Source organism: Pectobacterium actinidiae, from assembly GCF_000803315.1.
Classification (GTDB): domain Bacteria; phylum Pseudomonadota; class Gammaproteobacteria; order Enterobacterales; family Enterobacteriaceae; genus Pectobacterium; species Pectobacterium actinidiae.
In genome coordinates this window covers 1,320,372-1,342,654 of the sequence record NZ_JRMH01000001.1, presented here as the reverse complement: position 1 = coordinate 1,342,654, position 22,283 = coordinate 1,320,372, and the positions used below count along the sequence as shown (strand labels likewise).

Sequence of the window (22,283 nt, the reverse complement as noted above, 5' to 3'; positions counted from 1 at the left end):
ACATTATGGCTGAAAGCATGTCAGCAACAGTGAGCAATTTTTGAATTTATTTTGTTACATAACGAAACGAACTTCGTGTCATAAAAGTGAAATAGAGTAACACAAGTGCTAACACGCGGCGGTCTTACCCGCGACTGTCGTTCCCTATCGTTTATTGCCGCGGGTGTACCCACCATGCTGGCCTGTGCGATTAAGACGAGGAAGGCTGTAACCGGTTGATGTGAATGGTCAAAAACATGATCTCATCTGTTGTTAGCTGGCAACCGTAATTTTTTTCCACATAATCATATACCTTCATTGCACAGCTATAGGCTCGTGGCATCAATTCGGTAATCCCCTGATAGATGGAATCATCACCGTGGTTCACCGTTTCCCGATTTAACAAACGCAGAGCGAAAAATTTCAGATGCGTAACTAAACGCTGATAATTAAGAGAATGTTCATCAAACGTGATGTGTAGATCGTATTTCAGAATGGTCAGAATATCTTTAATGATACCCGCGCTTTGCATCGTGCTCTGCATATCGCTGTTATTCGTCGCATTCGCAAGATGCAGCGCAATAAACCCTGCTTCATCTTCCGGTAAATCAATATCCAGTCTGGTGCGAATCAGTTCCAGCGCCTCCAACCCAACGGCAAATTCACTGCGATAGAACTGGCGAATATCCCATAGCATCAGGTTCTTGATCGTCTGCCCTTTTTTATGGCGTTGAATAGCAAAGTTAATGTGGTCGCTTAGTGCCAGAAACAGCGTGTCTTGCACATCAAGTCGCAGCGTTTTTTGCGCCAGAGTCATGATCTGCTGCGTTACGGCCAGACAGTCAGGTGGAATGTCTGCCAGTAGCTGTGACAGCACATCCGCTATGCCGTCGCTTTTCTTCACGAACTGGCTTTCAATACGCTGCGGATCGATAGGGTCGCCCACTTTCTTGCCAAAACCGACACCTTTGCCAATCGCCACAATTTCCCGTCGGTCATCTGCCAGCACCAGCACGGCGTTATTGCTCAGTATTTTTTTAATTATCATCGCATCAGCCGTCCTGTCTGACGGGAAGGCACACAGGCCTTCCCTACCGTTTAGCGCCTCAACGTGATATTGACGAGGCACCTTCTTTCATTTTTACGCTTCTGAGCTATCCAGCCCATTGTTTTTTATGACATCAGCATACCAGTATGCGCTTTTTTTACGGATACGCCGCAGATCTTTCAGATCGAACTCTTCACGGTTGACGTAAATAAAGCCATAGCGTTTCGAGCATCCCTGATGGGTGGAAATAAGATCCAACGCCGACCATGGCGTATACCCGAAGACATCTACCCCGTCGGTGATCGCAAGCTGGATTTGCTCAATGTGGCGTTGCAGGTAGTCGATACGGTAATCATCGTGAACCTCACCGTTTTCATCCAGCGTATCAAACGCGCCCAGCCCATTTTCCGTAATGATCAGCGGTAAATGGTAGCGATCGTGCAGCTCACGCAGCGTATTGCGGAAGCCTATCGGATCGATCTCCCAACCAAAGGCGTTTTTCTGCAACCACGGATTACTTGCGCCGCGATGCACGCCTTCTTCACCTGATTTCAGGTGCTGATCGCCTCCGCGAGCGATTTCATCCAGACCGTCATTTTTACTGGCTTCAACCGTTTGTGAGGTGTAATAGTTAAATGCAATGAAATCGGGCTTGGCCGATGCCAGAATATCCATATCACCGGGAAGAATCTCTGGCGTATAGCCTTTTTCTTCCATATAGCGCCAGGCCGCGGTGTTATAACGCCCATACACCGCCATATCCAGATACAGCCAGTTGCGGATCGCGTTATAGTTGAACGCCGCCATGACATCTTCAGGCTTCGATGAGGCCGGATAAATCAATGCAATGTTGGGTGCCGGACCAATTTTCGCACCGGGCACTTTGTCATGTAGCGCATTCATCGCTTTCGCCTGCGCCACCAGCATGTTGTGGTTCTGCTGATAGAGATTCTGCTTCGGATTTTCCAGCGTAGGATCGAGCGTGCCCAATGCAGAACCGTGCAAAATCATCATATTTTGTTCATTGATGGTCAGCCAGTACTTCACCTTGTCGCCGTATTCATCAAACAGCACGTTGGCAAAACGCTCAAATGCCTCCACCGTTTCCCGGTTATACCAACCGCCTTTTTCCTGTAACGCCTGTGGCAGATCGAAATGGTACATCGTGACAATTGGCACAATACCGTAATGCAGCAATTCATCGATAAGATTGTGGTAAAACGCAATGCCCGCCGGGTTTACCTCGCCGCTGCCATCGGGAATGATGCGGCTCCAGGCGATGGAAAAACGGTAGGTTTTAAAGCCGATATCGGCAAACAGGGCGACATCTTCCTTGTAACGGTGATAATGGTCGCTGGCGACTTTAAAGTCCGTTGTGCCCTCAGGATAGGATGTTCTGGCATCAATCACCGATGGCCCTTTGCCGTCTTCATTCCATGCCCCTTCAACCTGATAAGCCGATGTCGCCGCGCCCCATAAAAACCCCTCTGGGAAACGCTTAAGATGACGGTATTTCACGGTTTCTCTCCTTTTCTCAACGAGATAATTTCTCAACAAGACAATTTATCAACAAGACAATGTCAGCGAGACATCACTGATGTTATGGGTAGCGCGCGATCGGGCTGGATTCAGGCAAAAAAAAACCTGATACGAACATGTCTGAATAACATGTGTCGTATCAGGTTTCGCTCGGGCCTTAGCCCGATCACGTCCTTCTTATCGGGTTATATCTGCTAACTGCCGTAGACTCAAACCGAGGTCGGGCGATCTGTGATGAATATCACCGATAATTTCCTCACCTGAGCAGGAGTGTCCCTGTACCAGCCACCCCAGACATGCAGACTCACCGCTCGTGTCCATCGTCGCTGTCGCGCACGCCGTTACCATTGAGCCTCACGAGCCGCTTCAGCAGCCTTAGCAACTTCATTCCATCTGGCGACCCCAGTCCCGTACAGGCGTCCCATCCTTCAGAGGCAACGAATGCCCCATTATTTCCCCGCACAATATCCTTGCAGCTATTACGATTACGGTACAGCAAGGGAGGGATAAACAGCGAGGCCGAGTGGGTCAACGCCAGCATACGCGCCAACAATCCCGCCCACAGCGGTGCAACAGCGCTGGTTCCCCCAACAACGCCTTCCAGTCCGTTAACTTCAATCAGATAGCCTGTTTCGGGATCGGCATTACCACTGACGTCCGGTACGCCGCGGTGTTGCAAAGGATGATGACCGCCATATTTGTCGACCAGAGACATCCCTAACTGCCAACCGGGCAACGCAAAGTACTGGCTGACGCCACCGCCAGTCGCACCGCCGTCTCGGTTATGCCAGGTTGTTTCTTCCATCGCTTTTTGCAAGCGAGTGCCACCACAGGCTAAAACGTAGGGGCTGGATGCAGGGAAATCGACGTGCAAACCATGGGGTTCACCATCCTGTGAACCGTGATCGCCAGACGCCACGCACACCGTAATCCCTAGTGCAGCGGCGGTCTGAAAGGCCTGGTTGTACACCTGTAATGATTGCGCGGTCCATTCTGACTCACTGGCCCCCCAGCTAATCGAAATCACCGACGGCGCGTTTTTTTCATCATGAATCGCCGTATTAATCGCCTCTAAAAACCCGGCATCGGTATTCGGAGCAAAATACACCACAATTTTAGCGGCCGGTGCCAGCGTACCCGCGATTTCGATATCCATCTGCACTTCGATATCAATCGGGTTCACCTCTTTGTCGTCATCTGACGAAGCAAGGGCATTCTTAGCGCCGCCCACACAAACATCGACGATCTGCGGCGGCTTGACGCCCATTCGCTTAAAATAGTGCGCCAACTGCGGTAAGCGATATCCGCCCCCCAGTTCAATAATGCCAATACACTGCCCTGCGCCGTCATGCTCTGGGAAGTGGTAAAGCTCTGCCAGCTCGAGCGGCGTATAACCCGACAAGCGCTTTGCCGTAGCAGAAAACGCGTCATTCATGCGCAGGTAACAGTTCGACGCCAGACGTTCATCGAGCCCCAGTACGGCGATAACCACGCCCTGTAGGTATCCCGGCAGATAAATTCCCCCTGCTCTGCCACGAAATGCCCCGTGTTTATGGTCATACCGGGCCAAGCTCACGCGAAACGCCTGCTCCATTTGCTCCACCGTCCCCGTCAAGAAGACGGTACGGCTGGCTGCATGTTCACGCTCGACGGATAGCCGATAATGCCGCGCAAACGCACGGACATGTTCTAGATCGGCCTCATCAGCGCCGAACTTTCTGGCATAACTGGCACGCGACAGCGGTTTATTGGCGCAGATGCCGCCAAATTGTGGATCAATACTATCGTGCAGTTCGGTGTAATACTCATCATCTGGCGTTGTAAAACGCAACACCAGCATGACTCTAACGTTTTCATTAACATCGCAGCGTTCGCGGTACACAGCGTCAGCGATATTTCCGCGTTCACTCCCTTTCAATAATTGGTAAGTCATCGTCTTCTCTCCCACTCAGCTATTTGCCGTCTGGTTCAATGTGACTCAATGCCGCATAAATCTGGCGTTTGTCGTTCTGTGACAGATGCTCAACATTAATAGAAGAAAGAAATGTGGCCTCTTGCTGAGGCGCAAAATGCCCGCCATTCGTGAGATAACGTTTAATGCTAACCAGAAGCTGGTCATCAATCGTGAGTAACGTGGGTCTGACCGTGTCATTCAGAGAAAGGGGTGTCCAATCGTTCTCCGGTGTCGCAAGCCAGTCCGCCATATAGCGATACTGAATCGCTTTGCTGGCATTCATTAATGAGGTAAAGAACAGTTGCGTACTCTGAGGGGATAATCCAACGGTAACGGCTTGTTCTCGCGCCTTACTCAAAATACGTTCCTCTTGCTTCAGATCCTCAACGGGCAGGTGTTGGCGTGCCTTATACCCCGCAACATCTTTCATCAACGCCATCCTTTCCTGAATCAGTTGATAGATACCAAGAGGATAATCCTGCGTTGCAGCATAGAGAGGAACACACCAAACAGAGCTCATCACTAACGAGATAACAGCGGAAATAGGCAAATTCATCGGATTACATTCTCCTGTCAGCACCACCATGAAGGTCTATGGCTATACCCGTCATACTTCAAGTTGCATGTGCGTTGGCTGCGTTATTCGGCCTTATGGCCTCACCTCTTCGGGTCAGCGCAAGCGCTGTTCAAGAACGCTTTGCCGTTTTTGTCCTGAAACTCGAATTATTTAGGGTATATATTTTTATTTCGCCGTTGCGGCAGGAAATAATAGGTTTCGCTAGATGAATATTCCATGACGAAACTATTTCAACCGTTAGCCACAGGAAACATTTGTTCTTAAAAACGCTTCAACTCGTCTTGATAGTTGCTATTAACTGACTAAATTATAAATAATTTATGCGTCAAGCTCAGGAAGCGAACCCCTCCGCCATCCGATGATTAAGATACAAACAATAACTAAATGAAATAGTTCACACTAGTTACAAATAGCAATGTTAATCGGTAGTCAACGCACGTAAAAAAGCCCGTCGTGGCACTTGGCCATGACGGGCTTGATTTACCCTAAACGAACGAATATCGATTAGTGTTCTGTGAGACCATACAGCGAACTGCGGCGCTGTAGCATCTGGCCACCATCTCGCGTTAGCGGCACCCAACCAACAGCGCCACGTTTCACCGTCGGTTCGGTGAATAGTAGGTCAAACGGTATCGAGACGTAGAAGCCTTTGGTAAAGCTTCCTTCACCATATTCAGCGGAGCTGACGTTGGTTTTAGTCGCGAAGGCACCCGCAACGATCCCGCTGTCAAAGCGGCGAGACAGATCGAGCGTCACCCCTTTATCCCCAGCCAGATAGCGACCTACGCTTACTTTCGCAACGGCACCTTCGACAAACGGCAGTTCCCAGTATGCGGTCAGATGGCCAGTCACCACATCATAGTCGGCCATTCTCATGATATCGTTCCAGTCACGCTGTTTGACATAGTTAACATCCAGTCCCAGCGCCCAGCTCTTGCCAAACGGACGATACAGCACTTCAGATCCGACACCCGCATACATCATTTCCAGATAGCCACCGTAGACCTGGGTATACCAGTCCTGCGCGGGGTTATCCCTGCGAGTCAATTGCAGGTTGGTCAATAATAGATCGGAAGAGGTAATGTATTCACGCACCCAGGTTCTGACACGCGGTAGCGCTGAGCCATCCGCCGGTGGTGTTTTATAATTGAACTTGTCGTAGTTATTCACCAGATTCAGCGTTGCCGTTCCGCCTACGCTCCAGTGGTCACTCAGGCGATAGTCCACGTTGCCTTTCAATGCAACCTGATACATGTAGAAGGATTCAGGGCCACCAAAAGACTGCGTCAACGTCGGATCTAATGAATAGGTCAGACGATCGGGCTCCGCGAGTAGCACGCGTTGACCACGCACGTCGGATACCGGTTCTTTACGATGCGTGTCTGGTTCTGGTTGACCAAGCGGAACGGCAGCTTGTTGAACCTGATGGAAGGCTTTGGCATCCACTTTCGTGCTGGCAATCGGTAAACGCTGACTGCGCTGAACAAGGTGGTATTCATCAACACTACCCGGTACGTGGTTTGCCAGTACCGTAGCCGCACGCTGCGTCGCCTGTTCACTATCACGATACTTTGTCTGATCGGCAACAATAGTGACCTGCTTTTGGTCCGCGTAAATATCGGCGTCCTTAAACCCAGCCTTATCATTCAGCTCCTTCGAAACGAGCTGCCAATTTGTCCCTTTGCCATCCTGTACTGGCGCATAGACGGGTGGTGTATCGTCTAAATAGTTCGGCTTCAGGCTGTTAAAGTTGGTACGCAGGGTAAAGCCCCACATCAAAGTATTGCCGCGCTGCCACGACAGCGTGGTATCTAACACATCACCGACGCGATAAACAGCACCAACGTTGAATGGAGAATCGTGTTTGATAGTACCAGCAAATTCTCGACTGTAATCATTACCATCGTACTCAAGTTTTAAGCGCAACGGATCCCACGGCGTCTGATACTCTACCCCACCAAATAGCGCCGCCGAGCCGTGGAAGAAGTTCTCAAACTCAAACTGCCCTCCACCCGTTTTAAAAGAATCACTACGCTGGCAAAAGCTGGCTTTCAGTGAACAGGCGGGATTTTTAATATTGCCGCTCTCAGCCATATTGCCCCACCCCATACCCAAGGTGAAATCAAACGGACCGAAACTCTTACTGGCAACCACATATTCGCTATCAAACAATCCTGTACCCGCAATATCGCGCAAGCCTAAGGAAACGTCTGGCAGCCAATAACTTTCCTGCCACAATCTAGCTTTTATATCAAAACCTTTATCTTTTTGCGTCTGATCGCCACTAAAAGCTGTACTTTGGCTGTATGGCTGCGTACGCGTATCGGTATAACGCACTGTCGTTTCCAACCAGTCAAAGAGCTGGAGGGATATGGAATAACGTCGATATTCCTCGTTGTCGCGATAGTTAAGGCTAAATTCGCCCGTTTCTGCCATACGTGCCGTCGGCATCTGCAACAGGCCGGTGCCACCAAAATCAGACTGCGATACCCCCGCAGGCTGAAAGCGCAGATTTGGGTTTGTATCAGTACGGCTGCTTCCAGTCTCGGCCGCTATTGCCTGCGCACTCAAGATGCCGCCAATCGCCAACGACAGACAGCTTAATTTAACGTTTCTGATCTTTGTCATTCGAGTGGAGTCCGGTTAGCAAGGTAGTCAGCAAGCTGATCGTTAAGTGATGACATATCCTGTGGTAGATCCGAGGGATCAAAACCGATAAAGATCGTTTCGCCCGCAGCGGGTTCGATATGCTGACGATTCCACAGCGCCAGCGGTACTTTACGCCACTGACCGTTCCCCCGAATCAGATAGCCGTAACTGTTATCCGCTCCAGCAAGAAGCCGACGTCCAGAGAGATAATTCTCGACCGACCATCCGGCACGCAGCGCCACTTTCCCCGAGGTCTCCAGTTCACCCACATCGGCGGATGTGTTGACCAACCCGATCAGCGACACTCTGTCATCATGGGGAGCCACATACAGTGCATATTCCCCCACCAGAGGGCGATTGTTTTCTATATGAACACGTACGCGGTCAGGATCCAGCTCGGTACGAATACGACCCGCAACGTTGATTGGAGTCAGCGTTTTTCTCAGAAGCCAGGCGGAAATAGCTAAATCTCCATCACCAGAGTTACGCCAACGCGTTTCCAGCTCAGCCAGATTTTGCAGCAAGACATCACCCTGTGCTCGTACCTTCTGTGTTGTCGCGAAATCAGAAATAAACGCCGTTTGCCAGTTGATATTCTGTGGCCAGGAAACCTGTTCGTAAAATTTTTCAAGACGCGTACCGTCGTCCAGTTTAACGACAGCGATCGTTTCTTGAGGCGATTTCACTGTCAGTTGTGCGGAGGTGGCAACACCGGAAACCAGCAGCAACAAGGTAGCGATACGATTAAGTGCCAACATTGCAGCCTCTTATTGTACGTAGGGTTTTAATACGGTGAATGTGACCAATGCCATACCCGGCCCCATATACTGCTGGCTTTGCACCACACTTCCGTTAGCCGGATCTAACCAATAGCTGTTGGTATAAGATTCATTCAAAGTGGGGACAGTAACCTTTTCATCGAAGCGCAGTAGCTCACGCGAGGTATCCAGAATCTTTACGCTTTCTTTTCCGCGAGCCTGAAAAACAGACGTAGTCGTGTAACCACCACGAAAGACCTGAGCCCATTCAACCCGGCTTTGCCATGTCATTGGCGTCGATGTCTTCAATAAGCCTAAGGCCAGAGGATCTTGTTGCAGGTTATCCACATAGGTAATGTCTTCGCCGAAGCCCTGCGTTTTCACCAAGCGCCCATGTTGGGTCGATACCATATTTTTATCGGCCCCGATCCATTTCAACTGATTTTGCTCGATAAAGGCGAGCACAACAAACGCCTGTGGCGCTTTCCCTACCTTAAGATAGGCCGATGCATAGGGCGTATTGGCAACCTGTGTAGCGGTCACATGGGTGTCAGCCTGACCGAAAAACGCCAGTTTAAATGTTTTCCCCACTTGATCCACATTTTGGGAACAACCAGTCAGCGCAACTGATAAAAGAGGTATGGCAATCAGCGCTTTCACCTTTACCGTTCGTTTTATTTTTGTCATGAAATGCAGTTCTCGTTGAACAGCGCAGCCTGGAAAAAGAAAGGCCACCGAAGTGGCCTTGGAATTGAAACGAAATTAACCAGCAGTGCCAGTCGTTGCCGTCGTTGTTCCCGCAGGAGAGCTGTCATCGTTGCTGGAAACAGCAACTGCAACTGCAACAGCAACCGCCGCAGCAGTACCGATAGCGATCAGGCCAGTAGTACCAGCAGCAAAGCCTGCACCACCTGCACCCGCGGCACCAGCAGCGCTGGTTGTCGTGGTAGTAGAGGTACCAGAAGTGGAGCTAGATACGCCATCAACAGCAAACGCGTTTGACGACATGGCCAGTACCGCAGCCAGCGTGATTAACGTTTTCTTCATTACGATTTCCTTTTTAACATGAAGTACTTCAGGGTGGGATACCGTCGAAAAGACCATATCCCGTCCTTTATTCCAGCTAGCACAGTGGCAAATACATCTTATTTGCCCGCTACCAGCCGTTACCAGGATCCACCTAGTAATGCGTCACAATTCAATGGCAGTGAAACCATCAATGGGGAATAGCCCCTCTATGACATAAAGCCATCTCTTATTAGAAGACGCCAGAAAGCCAAACTACAACTCAATTTTTGCAACACTGTTAAAAATAGCAAGATCTCGGTGTAATAAACAGTAATGATCTCGGTAAAAAAGCAGATTTCTTTAATGAAATTTACAGTATTCCAGAAAAAAAGTCTTAGAAATCTTCACGATATCGATGCTTTCATTCCGCAATATAAAAAACGCCAGATATTTCCCAATCTGGCGTTTTATTTCACAAACAGCACGATCTACGCATAAGAAACGATTATTCCAACCATTCGGTATGGAACACGCCCGCTTTATCCGTACGTTTATAGGTATGCGCACCGAAATAATCGCGCTGAGCCTGAATCAGGTTAGCGGGCAGCACAGCTGAACGGTAGCTGTCGTAATAGGCGATTGCCGCAGAGAACGTTGGCGTCGGGATACCTTGCTGGACAGCATAAGAAACCACGTCGCGCAGCGCCTGCTGGTATTCGTCCGCCACTTTCTTGAAGTAAGGCGCTAACAGCAGGTTAGCGATATCTGCTTTCTGCTCATATGCATCAGTGATTTTTTGCAGGAACTGTGCACGAATGATGCAACCAGCACGGAAAATCTTGGCAATTTCACCGTAGTTCAGATCCCAGTTATTCTCATCGGATGCTGCTTTCAACTGTGAGAAGCCCTGAGCATAAGACACGATTTTACCCAGATACAGCGCACGACGCACCTTCTCAACAAACTCAGCTTTATCGCCACCGAATGCCTGAGCCGTTGGGCCAGACAGCACTTTAGATGCCGCAACACGCTGATCTTTCAGAGAAGAAAGGTAGCGAGCAAAAACAGATTCCGTGATCAGAGACAGCGGTTCGCCCAAATCCAGAGAACTTTGGCTGGTCCATTTACCCGTGCCTTTGTTAGCCGCTTCATCCAGAATCACGTCAACCAGATATTTACCTTCTTCATCTTTTTTCGTGAAGATATCAGCTGTTATTTCAATCAGATAGCTACTTAACTCGCCTTTATTCCATTCGGAGAACGTTGAGGCCAGTTCTTCATTGCCCAGATTCAGCGCCTGTTTGAGCAGCGCATAGGCTTCTGCAATCAGCTGCATGTCGCCGTATTCAATACCGTTATGCACCATCTTGACATAGTGACCTGCGCCATCAGCGCCAATGTAGGTCACACAGGCTTCGCCGTCAGCACGCGCGGCTATCTGTTCCAGAATCGGCGCAACCAGTTCATACGCTTCTTTCTGGCCGCCCGGCATGATTGAAGGCCCTTTCAGCGCGCCTTCTTCCCCACCGGAGACGCCTGTACCGATGAAGTTAAACCCTTCAGCAGACAGCTCGCGGTTACGGCGAATCGTATCTTTATAGAAGGTGTTACCGCCATCGATCAGAATATCGCCTTTTTCCAGGTAAGGCTTCAGCGATTCAATCGTTTTATCGGTTGCTTCACCGGCCTTCACCATCAGCAGAATACGGCGTGGTTTTTCCAGGGATTCGACAAACTCTTTAACGGTGTAAGAAGGCACCAGTTTTTTACCCGGATTTTCCGCAATAACTTCATCGGTTTTATCGGAAGAACGGTTAAAGATGGAAACGCTATAGCCACGGCTCTCAATGTTCAGCGCCAGATTGCGCCCCATCACCGCCATACCGACAACGCCAATTTGCTGTTTGGACATTAAAGCAACTCCTGTCTGAAGGATAACCTGCCTGCAACGACGACAACGACTCGCGTTGCGACCCGCAAGCAATTAAAAACAGGCCAACATGGTAACTCAGCTTTGCGTGAGTGGATAGTGATTGGTTTGATAGCGAAAGCTCACCCAATCGGAACGTATGGCGGGAAAAAGAAAAAACCGCAGAACGATTCACGATCTGCGGTTTTACAGTGAGTTATCACTCAAGATTACTTTTTCAGCAGTGCCTTAATACTTTCTTTAAATTCGGCACCGAATTCAGGATTGCGTAACCCATAAGACACAAACGCTTGCGCGTAACCCAATTTACGACCGCAGTTAAAGTTTTTGCCAGACATCTGCACCGCATCAACCTGCTGGGTTGCAATCATATCGGCAATCACATCCGTCAACTGAATACGTCCCCATGCACCAGGCTCGGCTTTATCCAGCAATGGCCATGCATCAGCAGTTAATACATAGCGCCCTACCGCAGAAAGATCGGACCCCGTTTCGGACGGCGCTTCTGGTTTCTCGACCATAGACGTAATCGCTGCGGAATCACCTGGATTCACCAGCGGTTTCTCACAATCAACAACAGAGTATTCTGGCAACACCTCATAAGGACGATGCTTCACCAACACCTGACTGCGACCTGTTTCTTCAAAGCGGGAGATTAGCAGCGCCAGGTTTTCCTTCGTCTGGTCGGCCGTGCCTTCATCCAGCACCACATCGGGTAACACCACGACAAATGGGTTGTCCCCAATGATTGGACGAGCACAGGAGACGGCATGCCCTAACCCCAGCGTTTCCCCTTGGCGAACGTTCATAATCGTCACGCCTTTCGGGCAGATAGATTGCACTTCGGCCAGCAGTTGACGCTTGGCCCGCTCTTCCAACAGAGATTCAAGCTCAAACGAGGTGTCGAAATGGTTTTCAATTGCGTTTTTCGACGCATGCGTCACCAGAACAATTTCTGTAATACCCGCTCTCACACACTCGTTGACGATCTTCTCGATCACCGGGCGGTCAACCAGCGGCAACATTTCCTTAGGAATGGCCTTGGTCACCGGTAACAAATTCATCCCTAAACCTGCTACAGGGATAATAGCTTTCAATGCTGTCATGGATGACTCTCTTCAATCTAATGGTTTTTATCTAGATAACTGTTTTGATCTGGCCGATCATCTTTACCCTGCGAGGGTAATGCCACACAGCACGCATGACCCTAGGGTGTATCCCGTAACCATATTTTGTACAGATCAACGTTGTTGCACTGTGCAAAAAACGCTTTTTAGCGATAAAGAGCACCCGAAGACGCTCAATATTCAGCCAAATGTCACATTTCAGAAATGATCCCTGCAGAACTTTTTAGTATGCAGGGAGGTTAAGGGGTATTCCTTTAGATTACATCCAATCAGCCACAAAGCGCTCTCAAGTATCGACTTTTCCTGATAAAGAGATAGCATATATTGTTATATATTACTTTAAAAATTCATTCCTGACTGTTTTTGAAATTCCTTCCGCTAATGGAACGGGTGCAACAAAATCAAGATGACTGATAGTGTCAGATTTAAATTGCGTTCTTGCACAGAATTTTTTTATACGAATGCTGCTTACTGGGAATTCTCTGCCAGTCATTTTACTTAAAAAGTCAAAAATATAGCCACCTAACATACCTACAGCATAGGGGACTTTAACATTATTTTCTTTTTTCCCTAAAGCCTTAGATATTATCCCCGTCAACTCATTCATAGTAAAATCAGGCTTATCAACATAGTTAAAAACATATTTTCCAACTGGTAAATTTGTTGTCACATAGTGAATAAATGCGGAAATATTTTCCACATAAGCCATTGATTTTTTATTATCACCAGATCCAATCATTAAAAATCTACCTGACGCTATTTGCCTAAATAAATTATAAACATTCCCACGATTATTCTCACCAAAAACCACAGTCGGTCTTATAGTAATAAGTCTATTGTCTTCACATTTATCAAACCATGCATTATAGACATATTCAGCTTCTAACTTCGACTTACCATAGTGATTAAATGGATGGTATTCTCCATTTTCACTGGTTTCTTTCTCCACAAAACCATAGACCGCAACAGATGAAGTAAAAATAATATTCTTAATATTATTTTCCACCGCGGCCTCACAAATATTCTTAGCTCCTAGAACATTAACATCATAGTATAGACTAACAGGATGTACATTGTCCTTATGTTCTGCGGCAAGGTTTATTATTGCACTTACATCGTTTAAAACAGAAGACAAAGAATTGAAATCAGTAACATCACAGTATTCCCACTCACCAGGAAACTCCAGAGATTTATTCTTATCCAATATTTTAAAATTTATATTTTCTTTTTTTAGACGCATAGCCAATACAGTACCAATAAAACCAGAACCACCAACAATAGCAATCATACCCCCTCCTATAATGTATTTTTTCTGTTAAATTTGTATATTTTCGATAATAAAAAACCAGGCAAAACTCTAGGAATACATCTCAAAAAGCATGTTATTAATAATGGAGTAAGGGGTTGAGCCTTCAATTTATACTTGAGCTTAAATAATTTTATTTCACTCAAAATATAACTTAAACCACTCCTTCTATTAATTGACTTTTGGTCAAATCTAACTTTTAAAAGAACATCTGGTAAGTTTTCTATATGATACCCTGCAGCAATAACTCTTAACCATAAATTATAATCTTCCATAAACTTATGATCCTGATACCCTCCAACATTAATTATTGCTGACTTTTTAAAAATCACACTCATGTGATTAAATGGATTTCTTTTTTTTGAGAAATGCAGCGCTTCATTATGAGAAATAGGGACTTTTTTTATGCCTAATGAGTTCTTCATCCTTTCATCATATTCTTCAACGCTTGTACCCAATAAAAAAACATCTGGATTGTTTCGCATATGATTTATTTGTTTAAAAAATCTTTCAGGTTCTGAAATGTCATCAGTATCCATTCTGGCCACTAATTCATATTTACAGACGTCAAGACCGACATTTAACGCTTTACCCAAGCCAACATTTTCCTTGAGAGGAATAACTACTAAATCCAGATAATTCATCCATTTATTTATGACATCAAAAATCGAAACTTCAACTGGGCCATCAATTACAATAACAACCTCATCAGGCTTTAGTTTTTGCTCAAATAAACTAGCCAAAGACTCATCAAAATTATCTGGTGTCTCATTCTTATAAATAGACATCAACACACTAAATTTAAAATCATTATTCATGATAAGTAAAAACCTAAAATAAAACTACAAATTTAGAAATCATTTCACAATGCCTGTCTTTCCCAAAAAACCATCTTTAATACCTTTTACTGTAAAGAAGAATCGTTTCACCCCCTGAGAAAGAATAATCGGATAAATAAATAACCTGATAGGGAGTTTTATCATGCTAGATATTTTCCAAAAGAGAGGAACATAGGACCTTCTAATTAATAAAAAAATATTTCGCGTTATATAATAAGATCTAACAGGAGCAGCAATATCGATAGGAAAAAGCTGGTGTCGTCCTTCTCCTAATCGATGAGCAATCAAGGCTTTTTTGTTTTTAATTACTTTATAGCCGTGGTTTTTCAATCGCCAACAATACTCATAATCGACTGCATCAATAAACAATCCAGAATCCATTCCTCCAACATCTAAATATACATTTTTGGGTATAAGACTACCAGAGCTAATAGCACAACTCACATCTAAGTAGTTTTCCTTTAATAAAGGAACCCCCTTATTAACCCTAGGAACATTGATTTTTTTTGTATATTTATCATAATCCTGTGCACCTATCAATCCAATCTTATAACCATGGTCTTTCATTTCATAATAACATAATTTCAATTCATCACTCATATTGGAATCTGGTATACTATCTTGATCAAGTTGTAGAACAAAATCGGCACCATCTTCAAAAGCCCATTTCATACCAATGTTTTGGGCCGCAGCTATTCCTAAGTTTTCGCCTAAATTTATAACGTGAACATTATCAAAGTTAGATGATGCAACATAACCGTTATTTGAATTATTACAAACCACAAAAAAATCAGAGCAATATAGAAAGTTAATTAACAAATCATCTAAAACTTCGTTTTCAGGATTATATAATACTAATACCGCATAGATTCTGTCTTTATTCATAACATCCATAATATCACCTTCAATAATGACTCACCATAGAGGAAAATAGAGAAATCAATTATACGCGACTTTCAAATACACCTAATTTATTTAATGTACATAGAATCACAATAACAACAATTTGATTTGAATCTAAAATATATGGGTTTGTTACAGCATAAATACAGTATAAAACATAAATAAAAATTAATTTTTTGCTTTTCACATAACGAATAGAAAGAATTAAATTTATTAAAATAAACAAAATAAAAATAACAATCCCGATTTGATTTAATAAGTAAAAGGTTTGCAATTCATAATATATATTATCTGAGTAATCTCTTTCTGCTGTTTGAACATTTATTAGATTCCCTAGACCCGAGCCAAATATTGTGCTATGCCATGTTTTTAGCATGTCGAAAATCAATACATAAAATTGATCGAACCTTATACCAAGAGAAGAACCTGAGCCAAAAGACTTCATTTCTATAATAGAGACGGTATACGATGCTATAAATGGCAAAGAAAATAGCAGAACTACACCAAGTACAAGTTTTAAAATAAATATAAATTTTTTCTTGTTAACACCATAAATATCATTATCTTTTCTAAAAGTAGAAAAAACAATAAAGATAAAAATAGAGATATAAAATGCGAAATTACCAGCAAAAATACAAGAAACAAAAAGTAAAGATGAAGTGATCTTATATTTATCTTTATATAAAGACCGCAGGATTTCTGAAATCATGAAAGCGAAGGGAAGTAGCGCATTGCCTTTAATCTGGACACGATAAAATCCATTTCCGTAAGTATAAACATCACCATACCCAGAATCAATAAAGTAAGCCCTTACAGCAAGATAGTTACCATCCCAAAAAACCACCATCAAAAAAGTAGCTATTGATATAACAACAATAGCCTGAATACACATAATAAAAATAAATGCATTTACAACAAACAAGGAATTAAATGCACAAAAATAAGAAAACAATATAAAAATCAAAACAAAATAGAATTTAATCACCAAAGATGGTTCATTGTTTAAAAATAAAGAATACAACCCATGAATTGATAATAATATTATAAAAAAACAAGTAAAATAATTATTCTTAACACCACTAAAAATTTGCGGCGCTTTTAAAATGAAGAAGAGAATTAAAGCAATGTTCATCAGCCATGAATATGACATTAATGGAAACATTCGAGATAAAATAAACAAAAAAACAATAAAAGGAACAGCTACAAAGCTATCATTATTTATTTTTAAATTTGGTATATACATGTAAAGACTCAGTATAGTGGTAAAATTAGTAAAATATTATAATAAGTGATTTTTTTCATTCCCTTCTATATTAAAAACGTCATTTAACCATGAATCCAGAGAATATTTGTATTTATGTTTATTAAACCCTCTCTCAGTTCCTCTAGATGATAAAAACGATAAATCTATTTCAGGAGAATGACTACTAATGATATTTATCATAGATTCATCAAAGAAATCATAATTACGAATGTCATTATTTGTCGTTATAATTTTCATATCCGCCCCTAAAGACTCTATAGTACGCATAGTTAAGCCAGTTTGCTCTGGATGGGGAAGATCTAGTACGCAAAAGCTTGCACGGTTTATCTCTATCACTTTTTTATATGCTAAACTTTTAATATGTAAATTTTGGACAGAACCTATAAGAAATAATCTCACCCATGTTAAGATACTCGTTGTCATATACACATACATGTTCAAATTTAAATTTTCCGCCTGCTTTTGAATGACTCTAACAATATCTAATCTAGAGGAATGCATTAACCCTATAAAAACGATATCGTATTTTATATCTTCATTTTTCTCCGTACTTCTAAAAAACAAAGGTCTAAACCTAATAAAAGAGTATTCATCAGAATCTTTCCTATCAAAAGAATACACATAGTCGAAGTATTTGAATCTATCTAATAAAACAGGGTTTCTTTCTATAGAGTCCCATTCATATAAAATAAAATCACTATCAACTAGTTTTCGCTTAAGTTTGAAAATAAAATCTTCAGATATATCAACACCCTTGATAAAAAAAACCTTATTGTATTTCTTATCAGTTATTTTGGCTAATATTTTATCTTCATGTCTTTTCTGTAAGAATTTAGCCAAATTAGGGATTCTAAATATCAAACCACCCCATGGTTTTTTTCGTAAAATCGAGGGCGTATCAGCCCAATAGTCAACATAACTTCCTCTTTGTTCAAGTCTTTCTACTATTGCATTCTCATAATCATAGAAACCAATACCAATAAATAAAATACTTAGGCCAGAAAAGCTCATTTATAAAGTCCTTTTTCTTTCATTTCCTGGATACTAGCTTCGTAACTGTCAGTCTGTGTTTCTTGAGTCAATACCCAGTCAGTGAATGCTTTGATACCTTCTTCAAAGCTAACCTTAGGTTCGAAACCGAGGACTTCTTTAATTTTCGTCAAATCAGCAATATTATGGCGAATGTCACCTACGCGAAAATTACCCGTTGTTCTTACATTAACATTAGAGCCATATGCATTAACTAGCGTAGTTGCTACAGTTGTGACATCCGTTGATACACCTGCACCAACATTAAAAACTTGTCCCGCAGCTGCAGGGTTCTCAATACCAGCGATAGTGGCTCTAACTACGTCGTCAATATAGACAAAATCACGACTTTCTTGCCCATCTTCAAAAATAAGAATATCGTTGTTATTACGAATACGCGTAGAGAAAATAGATAGGATGCCAGTGTAGGGATTAGACAATGATTGCCCTGGACCATATACATTCTGATAACGAAACGCAACCGCTGGAATATTTAAGGCTTGCCCTGCGGACAAAACTAATTGTTCCTGCGTCTGTTTGGTAATACCATAAATAGAAGAAGGGTGGATTTTACTTTCTTCATGCGTAGCCATCATGGTGACATTTTTAGCACATTTAGGGCATTTAACTTCAAAGTCACTTTCTTCCATGTGCGCTGCATGGCGAGAATCTGGATATACTTCGCCACAATTCTCACAAGAATAACGGCCTTCTCCGTAAATAGCTCGAGAAGATGCAACGACCAACCGCGACACATTATGTGGTTCATTAGCCAGCAGATCCAACAAGATCCCTGTCCCCCCTACGTTGACATCAATGTATTGTTGAATTTGATACATTGACTGGCCAGTACCCGTTTCGGCGGCTAAGTGCACGACACAATCTTGACCTTTGAGTGCCCTTCTCCAATCTTCTTTTGAACGAACGTCACCTTGAATAAAATTAACTTTTCCTTCAATGCTCTTGTAAAGTGGAGATTCGTCGCTATGAATCTGTGGAGACAGGTTATCCAGTACAGTGACATTCCACCCTTTATCGATTAAAGCAAGCGATAAGTTGGAACCAATAAATCCCGCGCCACCAGAGATCAGAACATTACGATTTGACATAGCTAATTCACTCCTTATTTTTATCAACAGCACACCATGAGTTTGTCATGGGATCGTACCTTTTAATGATTTTTGCTGGAATGCCAGCAATTACACATCCCGCGGGAAAATGTCCTTTCACAACAGCATTTGCACCCACAATACAGTGTTCACCTAATGTCGTGCCGGCAAGAATACGCGCACCAGCACCAATAAAACAATTTTTACCGATTTTTGTTTTTTTTACACTTAGAGGTTGTAATGATGGTGAAATACCTAAAGATTCATATTCATGGTCTATATCAGTAATAACAACATACTGTAATACACTAGTCCCAGCGCCTATAACTAAACATCCTGCAGCAGTAATATGACAATACTGCTGCAAAGATACATTACTTTCTATAATTATTTCTGGACTAAAAACAGTATTAGCATACTCTGAAACAGCTTCAATTCTATTACCGTTAAAGATTATAACATCGTCACCAATCGCAATATTTTCAGGCGTCCAAAATATAGGTTTTAAAATAACATTTCTCTTTCCACAAGACTTGAGTAGGTATTTATAAAAAAACAACACTCTTATTTTAGCTAAAGTAAAAAAAAGAAATTGGATTTTTTTAGAAAAAGAAACTTGATAAAATCGTCTGAATTTCACGATTATTTTTAACATTAACACCTCATAAAGTCATTAACTTAGCATCGAGTTGTTTATTTCACTTTTGTAGTTATTTATTTTATAACCAACTATAAACTCTAAACGTCTTTCAACATCTTCCCAAAAAGACTTTAAGGTCATTTCATTTCTAAAAAACTCTAATTTCTCTAACAAAGTTACACTATCATTGAAACTGTCATCCATGACAGAAATACTTCCATCAAAATCACGATCAATATAACGTAAACTCACGCAATTATTCAGATAGCTATCATAATATGCAGTACTATTATATGAAATTGTCATATCAAAATGAGATGATTCAAGCAAAGAAGAGATTGTTTTATTTTCACATTCAATAAAACAATAATTATCAAATAGAGTTTTATAATCTGATTTATTTAATGATGGATGCATTTTTACAAAAACTTTCATGCCAGATATTTTTTCTTTTAAATCTGATACCATTTCTAGGATTTTAATATTATTTTTGTGAAATGAGTATCGGGAAAGTAAAATTAAAAGTCTGAACTCACCCTTTTCACTATATTTTAGGTGAAGAGGTTTAACCAAACCAGGATAACCGGCAACAACTAATCTTTCCTTAGAAATCCCATAACGTAAAAATTCCATTTTTGTATATTCCCCCCAACAAAGCAATTTTTTAGAAATAAAATTTTCATATGAAATAGCATCAATCGGGGAGTTCTTAAAAATGAAATACAATCCATGCTGAAGAGTAAATGTTGGAATATATCTTTGTTGAAAATATAGGTCTATAACAGCCTCGTTTATATGAGAACTGCAAAATGACACATAAGCTCCAGGCAAAGAATTAGTATTTTTTTCTATATCATCGATATAGTTCATAATATATGTATAAGATATCGCAAGCATTATCTTTTCTTGTAATTTTATTCCTTTTCCTTTTTTAAAAACGTGTGTTAGTGCTGTAAATACATTACTCAAACTTAGTTTTATAGTTCGCTTACTTTTATTTACATCAACTATATTCCCAGGTACATGCTGACGAACATAGCCAAGTAACTCATAATAATCCGTCCGATTATAATTCCCCATAGAGTATAATACATCATTTTCTCTTAGCTCAGGAAAAACAATTTTCCTCGACGAGAAAAAACCCCACAATATTCTCAATCGAAATTTCCTCATACCATAAGCAATAGAAGCAATTTCGACAGAAAGAATTTTTTCTATAGGGTATCCTCTATAAAAAAAAGATAATTTCTCTTTATAGTCTTTATATTTTTTAAATTTACTTTGCATGTAAAATCTCTCTATAAAAGCATTACCCGTGAAGCTAGTTATTTTTTTTCAAGATCACATAAGATTTATATGCTCTTAAAAAAAACACGGCCAACTCAGAGGAAAAAGTTAACAATGCAATATATAAGGCTGTTATATGCCCAATACTATATAGTGTTGCTAATCCTACAGAATATAAAGAAGCACCAATCATAAGTGTCTTATTCGCTACTTTATGGAATCCCAAGCTGCCTAATAAAGGAAATCCTAGAAAAGAGGACGGAACAACAAACAGGCACGTTATCATAAATATTTTTACGAGAATAGCTGCGGTTTCAAACCCTTCCCCAACATACCAAAAAATAACTTGATCTACCCATCCCCACAATAAAAAACAAGTGACAATAGCTGCACTTAGAATAGCCCCACAGGTAATTAACAAAAAACGAACTTCTTTCCTAAAAACCATAAACGGATAAAATGCTTGCGTTACAGCAGCAATAACCATTTGCCCTAATTTATAAAACTGATCAGCAACTGCGTAAACAGCTGCTTCGCTAGTACCAGCAACACGCGATACAATAAATACCGACGCTTGGGTATACATGGCAACCAGAATTCGTGGTGCATAGAAACCCATTGCATTTTTTAATATATCCCTGATGTCGTTACGGCTACACGGGTAAAATGTATATCCTTTAAATTTGCTGTAAAACAAAGAAAATAACATACACGCAACGGCAGAAAGGCTAAATGCATAAGTTACAATAGAGAAATCTTCTGATGTTTTGACAAAAAAGAACACTATTCCCAACATCATAACCTTGGTAATAATTGTTACCATCGTTATTACTTTCAGAGCTTCAATTCCGGAAAAAAGCCAGTTGGGCTGTAGTGATATCGCCACTAAAAACAACCAAAATGGGACAGCATAACTAATAATATGATTAGGAGGAGCAAAAAAAACAAATACAAAAAAGCTTATTAACAAAAGTGGGACTTTTATAATAAATGACGCAGATAATATCTTACCAATATAAGGCTTGTTATCTCTATTTACAGAGACTTCTTTAATTAAGTAAAGAGCCATACCCAAATCAAGGAGCACGAAACAAAAACTGGATAGAGAAACACCTGATACATAAAGCCCGTATTCATCCTTGCTCAATCGGTTAATTAATAATGGCGTGAGTACCACTCCGACTACAATTGAGCTTGCCTGAGTGATTATTGTTGCAATAATATTAAAAAAAAGATTAAGCTTAGGATGAATTTTACACATAAATTAATATTATCTTTATAGTTTACTAAGATGAAATTTTTATAATTAAAAATGATATGCATCAATTATTCGAAGA

At 42.1% G+C, this 22,283-nt stretch carries 19 protein-coding genes; all 19 read right to left on the bottom strand.

The window, feature by feature from the left end; all coding sequences use genetic code 11:
• Nucleotides 1-190: 190 nt before the first annotated feature.
• The 19 genes from licT to KKH3_RS05575 all read right to left on the bottom strand — a co-directional run bounded on the left by licT (nucleotide 191) and on the right by KKH3_RS05575 (nucleotide 22,207).
• Entirely contained in the window at nucleotides 191-1,027 is an 837-nt protein-coding gene (gene licT / locus KKH3_RS05670; RefSeq protein ID WP_039356769.1) for a BglG family transcription antiterminator LicT, read from the bottom strand.
• 93 nt (nucleotides 1,028-1,120) lie between these two features.
• Nucleotides 1,121-2,545: a glycoside hydrolase family 1 protein gene (locus KKH3_RS05665; RefSeq protein WP_039356766.1), complete on the bottom strand. Its 1,425-nt coding sequence runs from the start codon at nucleotides 2,543-2,545 to the stop codon at nucleotides 1,121-1,123.
• Between the two features lie 325 nt (nucleotides 2,546-2,870).
• Complete coding sequence (locus KKH3_RS05660; RefSeq protein WP_039356764.1) at nucleotides 2,871-4,499, bottom strand: S53 family peptidase; 1,629 nt, start codon at nucleotides 4,497-4,499, stop codon at nucleotides 2,871-2,873.
• Nucleotides 4,500-4,518: 19 nt separating this feature from the next.
• Complete coding sequence (locus tag KKH3_RS05655) at nucleotides 4,519-5,076, bottom strand: chorismate mutase (protein WP_039356761.1); 558 nt, start codon at nucleotides 5,074-5,076, stop codon at nucleotides 4,519-4,521.
• Between the two features lie 525 nt (nucleotides 5,077-5,601).
• Nucleotides 5,602-7,725, bottom strand: a complete 2,124-nt coding sequence (locus KKH3_RS05645) for a YjbH domain-containing protein (RefSeq protein ID WP_039356755.1) — start codon at nucleotides 7,723-7,725, stop codon at nucleotides 5,602-5,604.
• Nucleotides 7,722-8,504, bottom strand: coding sequence for a capsule biosynthesis GfcC family protein (locus KKH3_RS05640; protein ID WP_039356752.1), 783 nt, complete (start codon nucleotides 8,502-8,504; stop codon nucleotides 7,722-7,724). The genes KKH3_RS05645 and KKH3_RS05640 overlap by 4 nt, the downstream gene beginning before the upstream one ends.
• Before the next feature lie 9 nt (nucleotides 8,505-8,513).
• The gene (locus tag KKH3_RS05635) at nucleotides 8,514-9,191 is read right to left on the bottom strand and encodes a YjbF family lipoprotein (RefSeq protein ID WP_039356749.1); all 678 of its coding nucleotides are present in this window, start codon (nucleotides 9,189-9,191) and stop codon (nucleotides 8,514-8,516) included.
• Nucleotides 9,192-9,266: 75 nt separating this feature from the next.
• Nucleotides 9,267-9,551, bottom strand: a complete 285-nt coding sequence (locus KKH3_RS05630) for a hypothetical protein (RefSeq protein WP_039356747.1) — start codon at nucleotides 9,549-9,551, stop codon at nucleotides 9,267-9,269.
• Between the two features lie 466 nt (nucleotides 9,552-10,017).
• The gene (gene gndA / locus KKH3_RS05625) at nucleotides 10,018-11,424 is read right to left on the bottom strand and encodes an NADP-dependent phosphogluconate dehydrogenase (RefSeq protein WP_039356745.1); all 1,407 of its coding nucleotides are present in this window, start codon (nucleotides 11,422-11,424) and stop codon (nucleotides 10,018-10,020) included.
• Between the two features lie 227 nt (nucleotides 11,425-11,651).
• Nucleotides 11,652-12,548: a sugar phosphate nucleotidyltransferase gene (locus tag KKH3_RS05620; protein ID WP_039356741.1), complete on the bottom strand. Its 897-nt coding sequence runs from the start codon at nucleotides 12,546-12,548 to the stop codon at nucleotides 11,652-11,654.
• 355 nt (nucleotides 12,549-12,903) lie between these two features.
• Nucleotides 12,904-13,857, bottom strand: a complete 954-nt coding sequence (locus KKH3_RS05615) for an NAD-dependent epimerase/dehydratase family protein (RefSeq protein WP_039356738.1) — start codon at nucleotides 13,855-13,857, stop codon at nucleotides 12,904-12,906.
• Nucleotides 13,858-13,865: 8 nt separating this feature from the next.
• Nucleotides 13,866-14,693 carry a glycosyltransferase gene (locus tag KKH3_RS05610; RefSeq protein WP_039356734.1) on the bottom strand — a complete coding sequence of 276 codons (828 nt, stop codon included), beginning with the start codon at nucleotides 14,691-14,693 and terminating at the stop codon, nucleotides 13,866-13,868.
• Between the two features lie 39 nt (nucleotides 14,694-14,732).
• Entirely contained in the window at nucleotides 14,733-15,608 is an 876-nt protein-coding gene (locus tag KKH3_RS05605) for a glycosyltransferase family 2 protein (RefSeq protein ID WP_234991493.1), read from the bottom strand.
• A gap of 49 nt (nucleotides 15,609-15,657) precedes the next feature.
• The gene (locus tag KKH3_RS05600; RefSeq protein WP_052201295.1) at nucleotides 15,658-16,860 is read right to left on the bottom strand and encodes a hypothetical protein; all 1,203 of its coding nucleotides are present in this window, start codon (nucleotides 16,858-16,860) and stop codon (nucleotides 15,658-15,660) included.
• A 36-nt stretch (nucleotides 16,861-16,896) separates the two neighbouring features.
• Nucleotides 16,897-17,892 (bottom strand): WaaS/CpsH family glycosyltransferase, encoded by a 996-nt coding sequence (locus KKH3_RS05595; protein ID WP_039356731.1) that lies wholly within the window; start codon nucleotides 17,890-17,892, stop codon nucleotides 16,897-16,899.
• Nucleotides 17,889-19,019 carry an NAD-dependent epimerase/dehydratase family protein gene (locus KKH3_RS05590; RefSeq protein ID WP_039356726.1) on the bottom strand — a complete coding sequence of 377 codons (1,131 nt, stop codon included), beginning with the start codon at nucleotides 19,017-19,019 and terminating at the stop codon, nucleotides 17,889-17,891. Before KKH3_RS05590 ends, KKH3_RS05595 begins: the two co-directional genes overlap by 4 nt.
• Before the next feature lie 7 nt (nucleotides 19,020-19,026).
• On the bottom strand, nucleotides 19,027-19,674 hold the full coding sequence (locus tag KKH3_RS05585; protein ID WP_039356723.1) for an acyltransferase: 648 nt from the start codon (nucleotides 19,672-19,674) through the stop codon (nucleotides 19,027-19,029).
• An 18-nt stretch (nucleotides 19,675-19,692) separates the two neighbouring features.
• Entirely contained in the window at nucleotides 19,693-20,946 is a 1,254-nt protein-coding gene (locus tag KKH3_RS05580; protein ID WP_039356720.1) for a hypothetical protein, read from the bottom strand.
• A 34-nt stretch (nucleotides 20,947-20,980) separates the two neighbouring features.
• Nucleotides 20,981-22,207 (bottom strand): oligosaccharide flippase family protein, encoded by a 1,227-nt coding sequence (locus KKH3_RS05575; protein WP_072034506.1) that lies wholly within the window; start codon nucleotides 22,205-22,207, stop codon nucleotides 20,981-20,983.
• Nucleotides 22,208-22,283: the final 76 nt, after the last annotated feature.

Bases quoted from the DNA above. Each gene is read 5' to 3' on its own strand.
- licT (WP_039356769.1), bottom strand. From the start codon at position 1,027: ATGATAATTAAAAAAATACTGAGCAATAACGCCGTGCTGGTGCTGGCA.
- gndA (WP_039356745.1), bottom strand. From the start codon at position 11,424: ATGTCCAAACAGCAAATTGGCGTTGTCGGTATGGCGGTGATGGGGCGC.
- KKH3_RS05575 (WP_072034506.1), bottom strand. From the start codon at position 22,207: ATGTGTAAAATTCATCCTAAGCTTAATCTTTTTTTTAATATTATTGCA.
- KKH3_RS05660 (WP_039356764.1), bottom strand. From the start codon at position 4,499: ATGACTTACCAATTATTGAAAGGGAGTGAACGCGGAAATATCGCTGAC.
- KKH3_RS05590 (WP_039356726.1), bottom strand. From the start codon at position 19,019: ATGTCAAATCGTAATGTTCTGATCTCTGGTGGCGCGGGATTTATTGGT.
- KKH3_RS05580 (WP_039356720.1), bottom strand. From the start codon at position 20,946: ATGCAAAGTAAATTTAAAAAATATAAAGACTATAAAGAGAAATTATCT.
- KKH3_RS05640 (WP_039356752.1), bottom strand. From the start codon at position 8,504: ATGTTGGCACTTAATCGTATCGCTACCTTGTTGCTGCTGGTTTCCGGT.
- KKH3_RS05610 (WP_039356734.1), bottom strand. From the start codon at position 14,693: ATGAATAATGATTTTAAATTTAGTGTGTTGATGTCTATTTATAAGAAT.
- KKH3_RS05620 (WP_039356741.1), bottom strand. From the start codon at position 12,548: ATGACAGCATTGAAAGCTATTATCCCTGTAGCAGGTTTAGGGATGAAT.
- KKH3_RS05585 (WP_039356723.1), bottom strand. From the start codon at position 19,674: ATGTTAAAAATAATCGTGAAATTCAGACGATTTTATCAAGTTTCTTTT.
- KKH3_RS05600 (WP_052201295.1), bottom strand. From the start codon at position 16,860: ATGTATATACCAAATTTAAAAATAAATAATGATAGCTTTGTAGCTGTT.
- KKH3_RS05630 (WP_039356747.1), bottom strand. From the start codon at position 9,551: ATGAAGAAAACGTTAATCACGCTGGCTGCGGTACTGGCCATGTCGTCA.
- KKH3_RS05635 (WP_039356749.1), bottom strand. From the start codon at position 9,191: ATGACAAAAATAAAACGAACGGTAAAGGTGAAAGCGCTGATTGCCATA.
- KKH3_RS05655 (WP_039356761.1), bottom strand. From the start codon at position 5,076: ATGAATTTGCCTATTTCCGCTGTTATCTCGTTAGTGATGAGCTCTGTT.
- KKH3_RS05595 (WP_039356731.1), bottom strand. From the start codon at position 17,892: ATGAGCTTTTCTGGCCTAAGTATTTTATTTATTGGTATTGGTTTCTAT.
- KKH3_RS05645 (WP_039356755.1), bottom strand. From the start codon at position 7,725: ATGACAAAGATCAGAAACGTTAAATTAAGCTGTCTGTCGTTGGCGATT.
- KKH3_RS05605 (WP_234991493.1), bottom strand. From the start codon at position 15,608: ATGGATGTTATGAATAAAGACAGAATCTATGCGGTATTAGTATTATAT.
- KKH3_RS05615 (WP_039356738.1), bottom strand. From the start codon at position 13,857: ATGATTGCTATTGTTGGTGGTTCTGGTTTTATTGGTACTGTATTGGCT.